This is a genomic window from Stenotrophomonas sp. S49, from assembly GCF_016624905.1.
GTDB lineage: Bacteria > Pseudomonadota > Gammaproteobacteria > Xanthomonadales > Xanthomonadaceae > Stenotrophomonas.
This window is the reverse complement of the sequence record NZ_JACVUD010000036.1, coordinates 20,902-36,098: the sequence shown is the minus strand read 5'-3', so window position 1 is coordinate 36,098 and position 15,197 is coordinate 20,902. Positions and strand designations below refer to the sequence as shown.

Genomic DNA, 15,197 nt, shown 5'->3' with positions numbered 1-15,197 from the left:
CCCCCCCCCCCCCCCCCCCCCCCCCCCCCCCCCCCCCCCCCCCCGCTACCGTTGATCAGCCCTTGATCACGCCCAGTTCCACGCCGATGCGGGTGAACGCATCGATCGCGCGGTCCAGGTGCTCGCGGGTATGGGCGGCACTGATCTGGGTGCGGATGCGCGCCTGGCCCTTGGGCACCACCGGAAAGAAGAAGCCGATCGCGTAGATGCCTTCTTCCAGCAGGCGCTCGGCGAACTTCTGCGCCAGCGGTGCGTCGTACAGCATCACCGGGCTGATCGGATGCACCCCCGGCTTCACGTCGAAACCGGCGGCGACCATCTTTTCGCGGAAGTAGGCGGTGTTCTGCACCAGCGTGCTGCGCAGGTCATCGGCGGCGGCCAGCATCTCGAACGCCTTGATGCCGGCAGCCACCACGTGCGGCGGCAGCGAGTTGGAGAACAGGTACGGGCGCGAACGCTGGCGCAGCAGTTCGATCACTTCGGCGCTGGCGCAGGTGAAACCGCCGAGCGCGCCGCCCATGGCCTTGCCCAGGGTGCCGGTGATGATGTCGATCTTTTCCAGCACGCCCTTCACTTCGGCCGAGCCGCGACCGCTGGCACCAAGGAAACCGGTGGCGTGGCATTCGTCGATGTGCACCAGTGCGTTGTACTTCTTCGCCAGCGCGGTGATCTCGTCCAGCGGGGCGATGAAGCCGTCCATCGAGAACACGCCGTCGGTGGTGATCAGCTTGGTCTTGCAGCCGGCCGCATCGGCGGCCTGCAGCTGCGCTTCCAGGTCGGCCATGTCGCAGTTGGCGTAGCGGAAGCGCTTGGCCTTGCACAGGCGCACGCCGTCGATGATCGAGGCGTGGTTCAGTGCGTCGGAAATGATCGCGTCGTTCTCGCCGAGCAGCGGTTCGAACAGACCGCCGTTGGCGTCGAAGCAGGCCGCGTACAGGATCGTGTCCTGCTTGCCGAAGAAGTCGGCAATCTGCTTTTCCAGCTGCTTGTGCAGGTCCTGGGTGCCGCAGATGAAGCGCACCGAGGCCATGCCGAAGCCGTGGCTGTCCAGCGCGTCCTTGGCGGCCTGGATCAGGTCCGGGTGGTCGGCAAGGCCCAGGTAGTTGTTGGCGCAGAAGTTCAGCACGGTACGGCCATCGTCGAGGGTGATCTCGGCCGACTGCGGGCTGGTGATGATCCGCTCGGACTTGAACAGGCCCTGGGCGCGGATCGCGTCCAGTTCATCGGCGTAATGGCGGGTCAGGGCGGAGGAGGCGTCGGTCATGGCGTGGGCACGGCTCAGCACGGGAAACCACCGATTCTACCGGGCAACCCGGGCCGCCGACCGGGCAGGGTGGGCCACCGCCATGGCCGGCACATGTTGCATCGCAATAGCAAACGGGTTAAAAATTCGTGAACCGGCCCTGTCTGGCCCGGTTGTCGCTTCCGCCTTCCACGCCACCGCCCCCCCACCGGAGACGCCCATGAAGCACGCCCGTGCCTGCCTGACCCTCGCCGCCGCCCTCGCCCTGGCCCCGCTTGCCGCCAGTGCCCAGGAGGCCGAGTCGCCTTACAGCTGGAATGTCACCGCTGTTTCCGATTACCTGTTCCGTGGCGTTTCGCAGACCGACGAAGATCCGACCCTGCAGGCCGGCTTCACCTATACCAGCCCGGTCGGCCTGTATGCCGGCGTGTGGGGTTCGGGCGTGGACTTCGGCCCGGGCGACCCGAATCTCGAAGTGGACTACCAGATCGGCTACGGCATCGACCCCACCGAGCGCCTGAACTTCGATGTGCTGCTGAACCGCTACACCTACCCCGGTGCCAGCGAGCTGAACTACAACGAGCTGATCACCACCACCACGCTGGATGACACCTACAAGCTGACGGTGGCCTACAGCAACGACGTGTGGAACAGCAGCACCGATGGCTGGTACTACGCGCTGGGCGGTGAGTGGGGCCTGCCGCAGGACTTCACGCTGAGCGCCAACGTCGGCCGCAGCACCTTCGAGAAGGGCATCGCCAAGGATTACACCGACTGGAACGTTGGCGTCAGCCGCCAGTTCGGCATGTTCAACGTGGGCCTGGGCTACTACGGCACCGACAGCGACGGCCGCTACAACTCCGGCAAGCTGGCGCACAGCCGCGTGATGCTGTCGGTTGCCATCGGCAACTGATCCGACGCTGCTGTCGTCCACGAAAAAGGCGCCCGATGGGCGCCTTTTTCTTGCCCGCAACGCCGGGCATGGCCCGGCGCTACGGTATGCCGGTCAGTTCCAGCTGAGCACGACCTTGCCGGCCTTGCCTTCTTCCATCAGGTCGAAGCCCTTCTGGAAATCATCGATCGGCAGCTGGTGGGTCATTACCTTGCCCAGCGGGAAACCGGACAGCACCAGCTGGGTCATCTTGTACCAGGTCTCGTACATCTTGCGGCCGTAGATGCCCTGCACGGTCAGGCCCTTGAAGATGATCTTGTCCCAGTCGCAGCCGGCGCCCTTGGGCATGATGCCGAGCATGGCGATCTTGCCGCCGTGGTACATGCAGTCGAGCATGTCGTTGAACGCGCGCGGGTTGCCGCTCATTTCCAGGCCCACGTCGAAGCCCTCCATGTGCAGTTCCTTCATCACGTCCTTCAGCGACTGGTTGGCGACGTTCACCACGCGGGTGGCGCCCATGTCGGCGGCCAGCTTCAGGCGGAAGTCGTTGACGTCGGTCACCACCACGTTGCGCGCCCCGATGTGCTTGCAGATGCCGGCGGCGATGATGCCGATCGGGCCTGCACCGGTGATCAGCACGTCTTCGCCGATCACGTCGAACTCAAGCGCGCAATGCGCGGCGTTGCCGTAGGGGTCGAAGAACGCGGCCAGCTCGGACGGAATCTGGTCGGGAATCGGCCACAGGTTGCTGGCCGGCATCACCATGTATTCGGCGAAGGCGCCGTTGACGTTCACGCCGATGCCGACGGTGTTCGGGCACAGGTGCGGGCGGCCGCCGCGGCAGTTGCGGCAGTGGCCGCAGACGATGTGGCCTTCGGCCGACACGCGCTGGCCGATCTCGTAGCCGGTGACGGCCGAGCCGAGCGCGGCGATGCGGCCAACGAACTCATGGCCGATGGTCAGGCCCGGCTTGATGGTGCGCTGGCTCCACTCGTCCCACAGGTAGATATGCAGGTCGGTACCGCAGATGGCGGTCTTTTCCAGCTTGATCAGCACCTCGTTCGGGCCCGGGGTCGGAACCGGAACCTCTTCCAGCCAGATGCCCTTGGCGGCTTCGCGCTTGACCAGGGCCTTCATCGTTTGCTGCGCCATCGGGTGGAACTCGTCAGGGGGAAAACGCGGATTATAGAGCGCTGGGCGCAATTCCCATGTTGCGCTGCGGGCGCGCAGCCCATGACTTCCGGGCATCGGGCGGGGCAGGGGGCTGGGCTACACTCGGCGGTTCCATCATCAGGGGCTGCTCGATGCGCTCGAACCTGCTTGCTTTCTCCATCGTTGCCAGCCTTGGGCTGGTCCAGGTCGCCCATGCCGCCGAAGGCATGTGGGTGCCGCAGCAGCTGCCGGAAATCGCCGGCCCGCTGCAGAAGGCCGGCCTGAAGCTGTCGCCTGAACAGCTGGCCGACCTGACCGGCGATCCGATGGGCGCGGTGGTGGCACTGGGCGGCTGCACCGCCAGCTTCGTGTCCCCGCAGGGCCTGGTGGTGACCAACCACCACTGCGCCTATGGCGCCATCCAGCTCAATTCGACCGCGCAGAAGAACCTGATCAAGGACGGCTTCAACGCGCCGACCCTGAAGGACGAACTGAGCGCCGGCCCGAACGCACGCGTGTTCGTGCTCGACCAGATCACCGACGTCACCGCCCAGGCCAAGGCCGCCATTGCCGCCGCCGGCAAGGACCCGCTTGCCCGCAGCCGCGCGCTGGATGCCTTCGACAAGGCCCAGGTGGCTGCCTGTGAAGCCGACGCCGGTTTCCGCTGCCGCCTGTACTCGTTCAGCGGCGGCAACACCTATCGCCTGTTCCGCAACATGGAAATCAAGGACGTGCGCCTGGTCTACGCGCCCCCGGGCAGCGTCGGCAAGTTCGGTGGCGACATCGACAACTGGATGTGGCCGCGCCACACCGGCGATTTCTCGTTCTACCGCGCCTATGTGGGCAAGGACGGCAAGCCGGCGGCGTTCTCGGCCGACAACGTGCCCTACCAGCCCAAGCACTTCCTGAAGTTCGCCGACCAGCCGCTGGGCGCCGACGACTTCGTGATGGTGGCCGGCTACCCGGGCCGCACCAACCGCTACGCGCTGGCCGGTGAGTTCAACGAAACCGCCAGCTTCACCTACCCGACCATCGCCCGCCACTACAACGCGGTGCTGAAGATGATCGACGAGGCCGGCAAGGCCGACCCGGACGTGAAGGTGAAGTACGCCGCCACCGCGGCCAGCATGAACAACGTGGCCAAGAACTACCAGGGCCAGCTGGAAGGCTTCAAGCGCATCGACGCCGCCGGCCAGAAGCAGGCCGAAGAAGCGGCCGTGCTGGCTTGGCTGAAGAAGCAGGGCGCCGCGGGCAAGCCCGCACTGGCCGCGCACGCGCAGCTGGTCCAGCACCTGGCCACCAGCAAGGCCACCCGTGAACGCGATCTGTTCGTGGGGCAGTTCAACAACACTTCGGCGGTGGGCGCGGCCATCACCCTGTACCGCCTGTCGATCGAACGCAGCAAGCCGGACGCCGAGCGCGAAGCCGGTTTCCAGCAGCGTGACCTGACCACCATCGAAGGTGGCCTGAAGCAGATGGACCGCCGCTACGTGGCGAAGATGGACCAGCAGCTGCAGACCTACTGGCTGGACCAGTACGTGGCCCTGCCGGCCGCGCAGCGCGACAACGAAGTGCTGAACAAGTGGCTGGGTGGCAGCAACGAGGCCGCCGTGAAGTCGCTGGTGGGCAAGCTGTCGGGCACCGAGCTGGGCGGCCTGGACGCGCGTCTGAAGTGGTTCAATGCCGACCGCGCCGCCTTTGAAGCCAGCACCGATCCGGCCATCCAGTACGCCGTGGCGGTGATGCCGGCGCTGCTGAAGCAGGAAGAGCAGAAGAAGATCCGCGAAGGCGAATCGCTGACGGCCCGTCCGCTGTACCTGCAGGCCGTGGCCGACTACAAGAAGAGCCAGGGCGAGTTCGTCTACCCCGATGCCAACCTGTCGCTGCGCATCACTTTCGGCAACGTGATGGGCTACGGCAAGGACGGTGTGCAGTACACCCCGTTCACCACCCTGGAAGGCGTGGCCGCCAAGGAAACCGGCGAAGACCCGTTCGATTCGCCGAAGGGGCTGCTGGATGCGGTCAAGGCCAAGCGTTACGGTGGCCTGGAAGACAAGCGCATCGGTTCGGTGCCGGTGAACTTCCTGTCCAACCTGGATATCACCGGTGGCAACTCGGGTTCGCCGGTGCTGGATGCGCACGGCAAGCTCGTCGGCCTGGCCTTCGACGGCAACTGGGAATCGGTCAGCTCCAACTGGGTGTTCGACCCGGTGATGACCCGCATGATTGCCGTCGACAGCCGCTACATGCAGTGGATCATGCAGGAAGTGGCGCCGGCGCCGCAGCTGCTGAAGGAACTGAACCTGGCGAAATAAAGGTTCACGGTGGTAGCGCCGGGCCGCGCCCGGCGGAATCCGCCTGCAATGCCCGAAACCCCGCGACCGACGTCGCGGGGTTTTTTCATGCCCGGTCCGGCCCGGTGCGCCGAACAGGTATCATCCCTGTTCCGCGTACTTCACAGGATGTGAACGAAACGGAATCTTCCTCCCCCCAGGACCCCTTGTTCGCATGCGCATCCTGCTTGCCCGTCACGGCGAAACGCCGTGGAACGCCGAAGGCCGCTACCAGGGCCAGATCGACATCCCGCTTTCGCCCATCGGCGAAGCCCAGGCCCAGGCTCTGGGCGCCCGTCTTGCTTCGGTGGACATCACCCGTGCGGTGGCCTCGCCGCTGTCCCGCGCCCAGCTGACCGCCCAGCTTGCCCTGGGTGCCGACCGCGCCGGCATGCTGCAGACCGAACCGGATCTGCAGGAAATCGCCCACGGTGAGTGGGAAGGCCTGCTGGCCAGCGAGATCAACGAAAAAGACCCGTCGCGGCTGAAGGCCTGGCGTGAAGAACCCGATACCGTGCTGATGCCGGGCGGCGAATCGCTGCGCCTGGTGCTGGAGCGCAGTTGGCGTGGCCTGGCCCGTGCCGCTGAAGGCCTGGGCGAGCACGACACCCTGCTGGTGGTCGCCCACGACGCAGTGAACCGGGTGATCCTGTGCAAGGTGCTGGGCCTGCCGATTTCCCGCCTGTGGACCTTCCGCCAGGCGCCGACCACCCTGAACCTGCTCGAAGGCGCCGACCTGGACAGCCTGGAAGTGGTGCGCCTGAACGATTGCGCCCACCACACGCCGTTCTTCGGCGAAGCCAAGCACCGCGCGCTGTAAACCCTTCCAACGAACCACCTGCTGCTGCTGGAACCCTTGCCGTGACGAACACCCCGACCACCCTGGCCGACTGGCTGGACTACATTGAACGCCAGCACCCGGCGAGCATCGACATGGGCCTGGAGCGCGTGCGCAGCGTGGCCGCGGCGATGGGCCTGAGCGCACCGGCCGGGCGCACCATCGTGGTCGGTGGCACCAACGGCAAGGGTTCCACCGTCGCCTTCATCGAAGCCATCGCCCGCGCCGCCGGCTGGAAGGTTGGCGCCTACACCTCGCCGCACCTGCTGCGCTACAACGAGCGCGTGCGCATCGATGGCCAGGACGTGGACGATGCCGCGCTGGTGGCGGCGTTCAACGCGGTGGAAGCAGCGCGCGGGCAGACCACCCTGACCTATTTCGAGTACGGCACGCTGGCCGCGCTGCACCTGTTCGCGGCGGCCGGGCTGGATCTGGCCGTGCTGGAAGTGGGGCTGGGCGGTCGCCTGGACGCGGTGAACATCGTCGATGCCGATGTGTCGGTGATCACCACCGTGGATATCGACCACGCCGAATGGCTGGGCGAGGACCGCGAAGCCATCGGCGCCGAGAAGGCCGGCATCATCCGTGGCTGGAAGCCGGTGATCCTGGGCGAGACCGATCCGCCGTCCAGCGTGCTGGCCCGTGCCTATCTGCTGGGTGCCAATGCCATCCGCGGTGGCAGCGACTACTTCTACGAACCGATCGATGCGCAGCGCTGGCGCTGGCGCGATGTCGGCACCCGCCTGGAGCTGCCGACCCCGGCGCTGGCCGGCCCGATCCAGCTGGCCAATGCCGGCGCGGCGATCGCCGCCCTGCGCGCGCTGGACAAGCCGGTGCCGCGCGCGGCCTGGGCCGAAGGTGTGGCCGCCGCGCGCATTGCCGGCCGCCTGCAGGCGTTCGAGCGCGATGGCGTGCAGATCCGCGTGGATGTGGGCCACAACCCGCAGGCGGCCGGGCAGCTGGCGCGCGCGCTGAAGGCCGAAGTCGTGCCTGGCCGCACCCTGGCCGTGTACGCCGCGCTGCAGGACAAGGACGCGGTGGGCGTGGTGAACGCGCTGCAGGACGTGGTGACGCAGTGGACCCTGGCCGGCCTGGACGGCGCCCGTGGGCAGAGCGCGCAGCAGCTGCAGACGCGCCTGGCCGACACCGGCGCGGCAGTGGACGCCCTGGCCGACAGCGTCGAGCAGGCCCTGCAGCAGGTGCTGGCGCAGGCGCAGCGCGGCGATCGCGTGCTGGTGTTTGGCTCGTTCCACACCGCGGCGCAGGCGCTGACGTGGCTGCAGGCCTCGGCCTGACCCGCGTTCAGCCGACGCCGACGCCGTTTCGCCCGGCACCCGTATAATCGACCCAACTTCCGCCTGTCGCCTGCCTCACGTGGATACACCCCTGAAACAGCGTTTGATTGGCGCCATCGTCCTGGTGGCCTTGGCCGTGATCTTCCTGCCGATGCTGGTCAAGGGGCCGGCCCCGGACAGCGGTGTGGCCAATGTGCCGATCACCGCGCCCGATGCGCCGGGCGATGGCCAGTTCGAAACCCGTGAGCTGCCGCTGGTGGCCCCGGCAGGCGGCGCCACCGGCCTGCAGAGTGGCCAGGCCCGTGCGCTGGACGAAGCGGCCGCACCGGCCACCCCGCCCACCGTGGACACCTCGCCGGCCGTTGCCGCCGGCAACTACGCGGTCACCTTCGGCGCCTACGCCAGCCAGGCCGATGCCGAGGCGGTGATCGCCTACCTGAAGCGCTCGCAGCTGCCGGGCTTCTCGGATACCACCACGATCAACGGCCGCGCGGCGTGGCGGGTGCGCGTGGGGCCGTATGCCGATCGTGCCCAGGCCGAAGCGGCCCGGTTGCAGGCAGTGAAGGTACGGGCCGACGTGAAGGCCGAAGTGATCACCCTGGATGCGGCTCCGGCGGCAGCCGTTGCGGCCAGCCCGGCGGCGACCGCACCCAGCGCCAGTACCCCGGTGGCCGCACCGTCGCCGGCCGCCACGGCCAACCCGGTGCGCAGCGAAGCCCTGCCGGCCAGCACGCCGGTGGCGGCAGCACCGAAGCCCGAAGCGCCCAAGCCGGCACCGAAGCCTGAAACCCCGAAGCCGCAGCCCAAGCCTGAGACCACGGCAGCAGCCAAGCCGGCACCGGCCACCCCGGCCGCGCCTGCGGCCAGCAGCGTCGGTTTCGCCGTGCAGCTGGGTGCCTTCGGCCAGGCCAGCGATGCCAACGCCCTGCGCGACAAAGTGCGTGCAGCCGGTTTCAGCGCCTTCGTCGAGCAGGTGCGCACCGACAAGGGCACCTTGCACCGGGTGCGCGTGGGGCCCGTGGCCAACCGCGCCGACGCCGACCAGCTGAAGGCCCAGGTGGCCGCCAAGGTCGGCGTGGCCGGCATGGTGCGCCCGCACCCATGACCTGTCCGCCGCCTCGTTGCCAGCGCCGCCGAAGGAGCGGGGCGCCATGATCGACGTGGTGCTGCTGATCGTGATCGCCGCCTCCACCCTGCTGGGGTTGCTGCGCGGCTTTGTGAGCATCGTCATCGGCACGGTGTCGTGGCTGGTGGCGGCCTGGGCGGCCTTCGCCTTCGGCAATGATGCCGCCCGCTGGTGGGCGGCCCCGGCCGCCCCCGGCGGCGAACACTTCGTCGGTGGCTATCTGGGCGTCGGCATCGGCGTGATGATCGTGGTGGCCGTGATCGGCATGGTCATCAAGCACATCGTCCACCGTAACATGCTGGGCAGCCTGGACCGCCTGCTGGGCGGGGTGCTGGGCGCCGTGCGCGGCGGCCTGATCGCCGCCATCCTGCTGCTGCTGGGCAGCTTCACCCCGCTGGCGGCCGAACGGTCGTGGCAGGCCTCGGCCATCCGCCCGGTGCTGAACCCGGCGGTGGCCTGGATGAACAGCAAACTGCCGCACTGGCAGGTGCCCGGTGCCGATCTGCTGCCCAAGGCCTTGCCGATGGACGCTTTGTCCCCATCTGCGTTGATGGAACTGGGCAAGAGCGCCGGCGCCGATTTGGGCAAGCCGGGCGCGACAGGCGATAATGGCATCCTCAACCAGGTAGTGGCGGGCAGCGGATGGCTGCGGCCCGCGAAAGCGGAACAGGGCGAAGCATACGATCCGGCCGAAGTGCGCCCGGATGCCCCTGCACTGCCAGGCAACATCGAGCCGGACGATCCGGCCAACGTCGACCGCAGGCGCGGCGACCACTAAAGGCCAGGCACGGCCACCTTCCTTGTAACTGGGCACTGCCCAGCGGAGACCTCGCACCATGTGTGGCATCGTCGGAATCGTCGGCAACCAGAACGTCGCCGGGCAGTTGTATGACGGCTTGACCGTCCTCCAGCACCGTGGCCAGGACGCGGCAGGCATCGCCACCGCCAGCGGCAGCCGCCTGCGGGTGCAGAAGGCCACCGGCCTGGTCCGCGATGTGTTTGATGCGCGCACCATGTCCACCCTGGAAGGCAGCGTCGGCATCGCCCATGTGCGCTACCCGACCGCCGGTTCGGAAGGCATGGATGAGGCGCAGCCGTTCTACGTCAATTCGCCCTACGGCATCGCCCTGGCCCACAACGGCAACCTGATCAACACCGAAGCCCTGCGCCAGCAGGTGTTCGAGCAGGACCGCCGCAACGTCAACACCGATTCGGACAGCGAAGTACTGCTGAACGTGTTCGCCTACGAACTGGAACAGCAACGCCAGCTGAGCCCGGAAGCGGCGATCCGCGCGGTGGCCGGCGTGCACCGTCGCTGCAAGGGTGGCTATGCCGTGGTCAGCGTGGTGTTGGGCCTGGGCCTGGTCGCCTTCCGCGATCCGCACGGCATCCGCCCGCTGGTGCTGGGCAAGCGCAGCCACGCCGAAGGCGATGAGTACATCGTGGCCTCCGAATCGGCGGCGCTGGACATCCTCGGTTTCCAGCGCGTGCGCGATGTGCAGCCCGGCGAAGCGCTGGTGATCACCGCGCGCGGCGAGCTGTTCTCGGAAATCTGCGCCGAGCCGGCCGAGCACACCCCGTGCATCTTCGAGTACGTGTACTTTGCACGCCCCGATTCCATGATCGACAACGTGTCGGTGCACAAGGCGCGCATGCGCATGGGCATCAAGCTGGGCGAGAAGATCCTGCGCCTGCGCCCGGACCACGACATCGACACCATCATTCCGATTCCCGATACCTCGCGTGACGCAGCGCTGGAAATTTCCAACGTGCTGGGCGTGAAGTACCGCGAAGGCTTCATCAAGAACCGCTACGTCGGCCGCACCTTCATCATGCCGGGGCAGGGCGAGCGGGTGAAATCGGTGCGCCGCAAGCTGAACCCGATCCACCTGGAATTCCGCAACCGCGTGGTGCTGCTGGTGGATGATTCCATCGTGCGCGGCACCACCAGCCAGCAGATCGTGCAGATGGCGCGCGACGCCGGTGCCCGCAAGGTCTACCTGGCCAGCGCCGCACCGCCGGTGCGCTTCCCCAACATCTACGGCATCGACATGCCGGCCGCCGAAGAGCTGGTGGCGCACAACCGCAGCGTGGAAGAGATCGAGGCGCACCTGGGCTGCGACTGGCTGATCTACCAGGACATCGAAGACATGGAAGCGGCGGTGCGCGAAGGTAACGCCGCACTGCAGAACTTCGATTCGTCGTGCTTCAACGGGCATTACCCCACCGGTATCGAGCCGGGCTATTTCGAGCGCATCCAGCAGTTGCGTTCGGACGATGCCAAGCACAAGCGCCGCGCCTGAGGCGCAGCCGGTGGTTGACCTGCCCGACGCAGGCGGTGACCTGCTGCGCGCCGCGCAGCAGTGTCTGGCCGAAGCCGATCCGCTGCGCAAGGTGGCACTGACCCAGGCGTACGCAGCGGCCTTCCGCAGCGGACGCCTGAAGGTGCCGGCCGATGCGCCGCCGCCCGAGCCGATCCGCATGCCCGGGCGGCCGCCGCAGCTGCGGCTGGTGCATCCGCGCGAAGTGCCGCGGCGCGGGTTGGGTGGCGTGGAAGGGCGGGCTGCCTTCATCCACGCCATCGCCCATATCGAACTGAACGCCATCGACCTGGCCTGGGATGCGGTCTACCGCTTCCGTGGCCTGCCGCCGGCCTTCCAGGCCGACTGGGTCAGTTGCGCCGACGACGAATCGCGCCACTTCATGCTACTGCGCGAACGCCTGTTGGCGCATGGCCACGATTACGCCGATTTCCCCGCCCATAACGGCTTGTGGGAAATGTGCGAGAAGACCGCCCACGACGGCCTGGCACGCATGGCGCTGGTGCCGCGCGTGCTGGAAGCGCGTGGCCTGGACGTGACGCCGGGCATGATCGAGAAGCTGCGCAACGTCGGCGATGCTGCTACCGCTGATGTCCTGGAAGTGATCCTGCGCGAGGAAGTGGCCCACGTGGCCGCCGGTTCGCGCTGGTACCGCTGGTACTGTGATCGCGCCGGTGTCGAGCCGCGTGCGCGCTTCAAGGCATTGCTGCAGGAGTTCGCCGGCGGTTACCTGCATGGGCCGTTCAATCTGGAAGCGCGGCTGCTGGCCGGTTTCGATGAAGACGAGCTGGCCAACCTGGTGGAACAGGCCGGCTGAGCCGCAGGGCAGGGCGTCCATCCACGAATGTATCGGTAGATCCACGCCATGCGTGGATGGCCGCGCGCTGACGCGCTGTGCCAAGCAAGCTTCGCACCTACCAGAAGCGGGTTCGCGCAGTAGATCCACGCCATGCGTGGATGGGCCTCACGCGTTGGGCAACACCACCCGCCGGCCATCCACCGTTGGCCGGTTGATGTAGAACAACCCCGGCCCCGGCCGATACGGCAGCTCGCTCACCCCCGCATCGGCGGCGAAGGTCAGCGCGGTATCGCCCAGTGCATCGAAGTTCCAGTGCGCCGACTGCATCAGGTAACGGCGTCGCAGCAGGGCTTCCTGGGTTGGCGTCAGGGTCTGTGCCGCCAGCAGCCGGCTCGCGATCGGCTGCAGCGGCGCTGGCAGCTCCCAGCCCGGCACCTGCGCCGCGTCGGCGCTCCACTGCACGCCGGCTTCAGCGGCGCGCTGCTGCATCACCCGCAGGGCGATCAGCTGGTAGCGCCAGTCGATGCGCCGGCGCAGCACCACCGCGGCGGTCACGTGCAGTACCGGTGCCAGCATCACGCTGCGGCTGCCAGCGCGGCGCTGCTGCTGCCACTGGTGCCATACATCCACCCACACTTCCTTTTCCGTCGCCCCCAGCTGCTGGCGCCAGCGCTCGGCATCGGCCTGCGCTTCGGCGTAGACCGTGGTGGCCTGCAGCATCGCCAGCGTGGGGGTCTGGTAATCGTCCACCGGCGCCCGCCGCAGCGGCTGCCGGCGCGGGCGACCCAGCAGCTTCGGGCCTTCTTCCAGCTGGTCGTAGCCGCCGCCGATGTTGGCGTGCACGCCCGGCAGGGCAATCTCTTCATGGGTCGGTGCAACCGTGGTCAAGGCGTAGTGCTGGCGATGCTCGTCGCGCGCACTCAGTTGCACCACACGCTCGGCAATGCCCGTCGGCAGGGCGATGCGCGGCTGCTCGTCGGCGCGCCGGCCGCTGACCGCCACCACGGTGTCGAACAACCCGACGAAACGCAGTGCAGGGCGCGGCAGGGCGAAGTCGGCTGCGCAGGGCAACCCGGCGCCCTGCAGGCGCAGGCGCCATCGGCCGGCATCCCAGCCACGCAGTTGATTGGCCAGGTCGCGCGCGGCCGCGGCCCCGCGCGAAAAGCCGAACAGATCGACCTGCACCCCGTGCAGCGGCTGCTGCCAGTGCGCCGCCAGCGCCGAAAGCGCAGCCGGCAGCAGCTCATGCAGTGCGCGCTGCACCTTGGCGCGCACACCGCTGGCGCCAATGCCGAAGGCCAGGCCGATCAGATCATCCTCGGCATCGTCGCGGGTTCCCACCCCTTCCACGTAGATCGCCAGCGACGGTTCGGCCAGCGGCGCACGACGGCTGTCCGGGTACAGTTGGTGCAGGCGCGCGATGTTGGTGGTGCCGTTGTCGTAGCTGCTGGTCAGCCGGCTCTGGTAGGTCGAATCGTCGTCGGCACGCAGCAGGGCAGGGCGCGGTTGCGGTGGCTGCGGCCGCCCGCGCGCCAGGTTGTGCGCATTGTTGCGGGTGCCATCGAAGAACAGGCCCAGGTGCAGCACGGCGCCCTGCGCACTGTCCCCGTTGCGGGTCTGACCTGCAGCCATGTGCATCCCCTGTGGTGGTCATGTCACGGCGGTGCGAAGGCCGTGTATGGGCGCAGTGTACAGCGGCTCTTGACCTGCCTGAACACTGCCGCTGTCCGTCACAGATCCGCATGCCGACCGGCTTCAAGGCTTGTATTCACGGGGGCTGCGCAGGCCATATGGCCACACCCGGCACCCGGGTCGTGCTGCATCAACGCTGTCTACTTCACTCCAAGGAGCGACAAGATGATGTCCAGATACATCGGTCAAGTGGCAGGTAGTGTGTTGTTGGGGCTGTGCGTGGTAACGGCCGCGCAGGCGGCGCCGCTGTTCGAACCGGTCACCGTGCTCAGCCGGGCCTCGGCCATCAGTGAACCGCAGCTGGGGCGGCTGCTGTCGGCACCGTCCACCGCAACGGTGCAGGAAGTGCGGGTGGATGCGGCGGCCACCGCGCAGTCGCAGCTGGAATTCGAACTGTTGGGGCAGCAGGTGCAGGCCACGCGCAGCCGGGTCGAGGCGTTGGCCGACGGGGGCAGTGTCTGGTACGGGCAGATCCGCAGCCCGTCCGACCGCCTGCAGAAGGCGGGCGCCACACTGCCGGATGATCCGGCGAACTCGGTCATCCTGGTGCGGTCGGGCAACACGCTCACCGGTTCCATCCGCAAGGACGGCACGCTGTACCGGCTGCGTCCATTGGGCGATCGACACGTGCTGGTGGAAGTGGATGAATCGCGGATGCCCGCCGATCATCCGGCCGATTACAACCAGCTGCCGAAAATCAGCATGCCGGCCAATGATCGTGTCGGTATCGCGCAGGCGTCATCGGGCAGTCCGGCCACGATCCGCGTGCTGGTGGTAGCCACCAATGCGGCGGTGTCCGCCTACGGTGGCAACATGCAGTCGCTGGTGCAGCTGGCGGTGGCCGAATCCAACCAGGGCTATACCAACAGCAACGTGGGCATCACCCTGCAACTGGCCGGGTACGAAACCACCAGCTACACCGAGTCCGGCAATTTCAGCACCGACCTGGCCCGCTTCCGCAGCACCAGCGACGGCTACATGGACAGCATCCACACCAGCCGCAACAACACCGCGGCCGATGTCGGCGTGCTGCTGATCAACAACAGCAGCTATTGCGGGCTGGCCTCGGGCATCGGCTCCACCGCGTCCACCGCGTTCGCCGCGGTGTACTGGGACTGCGCGACCGGCTACTACTCGTTTGCCCACGAAATCGGCCACCTGCAGAGTGCGCGGCATGACATCGCCACCGACCCCAGCACGTCGCCGTATGCCTATGGCCATGGTTATCGCTATGAACCGGCCAGTGGTTCGCGCTGGCGCACCATCATGGCCTACGCCTGTTCGGCCGGCTGCCCGCGGCTGAACTTCTGGTCCAACCCGAACATCAGCTACAACGGTGTGCCGATGGGCATTGCCAGCAGCGCCGACAACCAGCGCGTGCTGGTGAACACCAAGGCCACCATCGCCGGCTTCCGCTGACGCGCGGAACACGGATGTCAGTCGGGGTTGGCCTCTACCGTAGAGGCCAACCTGCGGTGCTACATACAGAAGGAAAACGCCGACCAA

Annotated in this window: 12 protein-coding genes; 9 read left to right on the top strand and 3 right to left on the bottom strand. The window is 67.5% G+C overall.

Annotated features, from left to right (window positions below):
- Positions 1–55 precede the first annotated feature (55 nt).
- The gene (gene kbl, locus IAE58_RS09985; protein WP_108748684.1) at positions 56–1,264 is read right to left on the bottom strand and encodes a glycine C-acetyltransferase; all 1,209 of its coding nucleotides are present in this window, start codon (positions 1,262–1,264) and stop codon (positions 56–58) included.
- A 199-nt stretch (positions 1,265–1,463) separates the two neighbouring features.
- Between kbl and IAE58_RS09980 the strand changes: the two genes are divergently transcribed.
- Positions 1,464–2,156: a TorF family putative porin gene (locus IAE58_RS09980; protein ID WP_199934034.1), complete on the top strand. Its 693-nt coding sequence runs from the start codon at positions 1,464–1,466 to the stop codon at positions 2,154–2,156.
- 93 nt (positions 2,157–2,249) lie between these two features.
- Here the strand turns inward: IAE58_RS09980 and tdh are convergent, their stop codons facing one another.
- The gene (gene tdh, locus IAE58_RS09975) at positions 2,250–3,272 is read right to left on the bottom strand and encodes an L-threonine 3-dehydrogenase (protein ID WP_049404249.1); all 1,023 of its coding nucleotides are present in this window, start codon (positions 3,270–3,272) and stop codon (positions 2,250–2,252) included.
- A 167-nt stretch (positions 3,273–3,439) separates the two neighbouring features.
- On the opposite strand from tdh, the gene IAE58_RS09970 reads away from it, so the two are divergent.
- From IAE58_RS09970 to IAE58_RS09940, 7 genes are all read left to right on the top strand, one after another.
- A complete protein-coding gene (locus IAE58_RS09970; RefSeq protein ID WP_199934033.1) occupies positions 3,440–5,602 on the top strand; it encodes a S46 family peptidase in 2,163 nt (720 codons plus the stop codon).
- 193 nt (positions 5,603–5,795) lie between these two features.
- Positions 5,796–6,440, top strand: a complete 645-nt coding sequence (locus IAE58_RS09965) for a histidine phosphatase family protein (RefSeq protein ID WP_079220782.1) — start codon at positions 5,796–5,798, stop codon at positions 6,438–6,440.
- Between the two features lie 41 nt (positions 6,441–6,481).
- On the top strand, positions 6,482–7,753 hold the full coding sequence (folC, locus tag IAE58_RS09960) for a bifunctional tetrahydrofolate synthase/dihydrofolate synthase (RefSeq protein WP_199934032.1): 1,272 nt from the start codon (positions 6,482–6,484) through the stop codon (positions 7,751–7,753).
- Between the two features lie 79 nt (positions 7,754–7,832).
- Positions 7,833–8,858, top strand: a complete 1,026-nt coding sequence (locus IAE58_RS09955; protein WP_199934031.1) for an SPOR domain-containing protein — start codon at positions 7,833–7,835, stop codon at positions 8,856–8,858.
- Positions 8,859–8,904: 46 nt separating this feature from the next.
- Entirely contained in the window at positions 8,905–9,657 is a 753-nt protein-coding gene (locus tag IAE58_RS09950; RefSeq protein WP_233614963.1) for a CvpA family protein, read from the top strand.
- Between the two features lie 58 nt (positions 9,658–9,715).
- Positions 9,716–11,182, top strand: coding sequence for an amidophosphoribosyltransferase (gene purF, locus IAE58_RS09945; RefSeq protein ID WP_108752299.1), 1,467 nt, complete (start codon positions 9,716–9,718; stop codon positions 11,180–11,182).
- Between the two features lie 10 nt (positions 11,183–11,192).
- Positions 11,193–12,017, top strand: coding sequence for a ferritin-like domain-containing protein (locus IAE58_RS09940; RefSeq protein WP_199934035.1), 825 nt, complete (start codon positions 11,193–11,195; stop codon positions 12,015–12,017).
- Between the two features lie 147 nt (positions 12,018–12,164).
- On the opposite strand, the gene IAE58_RS09935 is transcribed toward IAE58_RS09940, so the two are convergent.
- Positions 12,165–13,631, bottom strand: a complete 1,467-nt coding sequence (locus tag IAE58_RS09935) for a DUF2235 domain-containing protein (RefSeq protein WP_199934030.1) — start codon at positions 13,629–13,631, stop codon at positions 12,165–12,167.
- A gap of 225 nt (positions 13,632–13,856) precedes the next feature.
- On the opposite strand from IAE58_RS09935, the gene IAE58_RS09930 reads away from it, so the two are divergent.
- Positions 13,857–15,110: a zinc-dependent metalloprotease gene (locus IAE58_RS09930; RefSeq protein WP_199934029.1), complete on the top strand. Its 1,254-nt coding sequence runs from the start codon at positions 13,857–13,859 to the stop codon at positions 15,108–15,110.
- Positions 15,111–15,197: the final 87 nt, after the last annotated feature.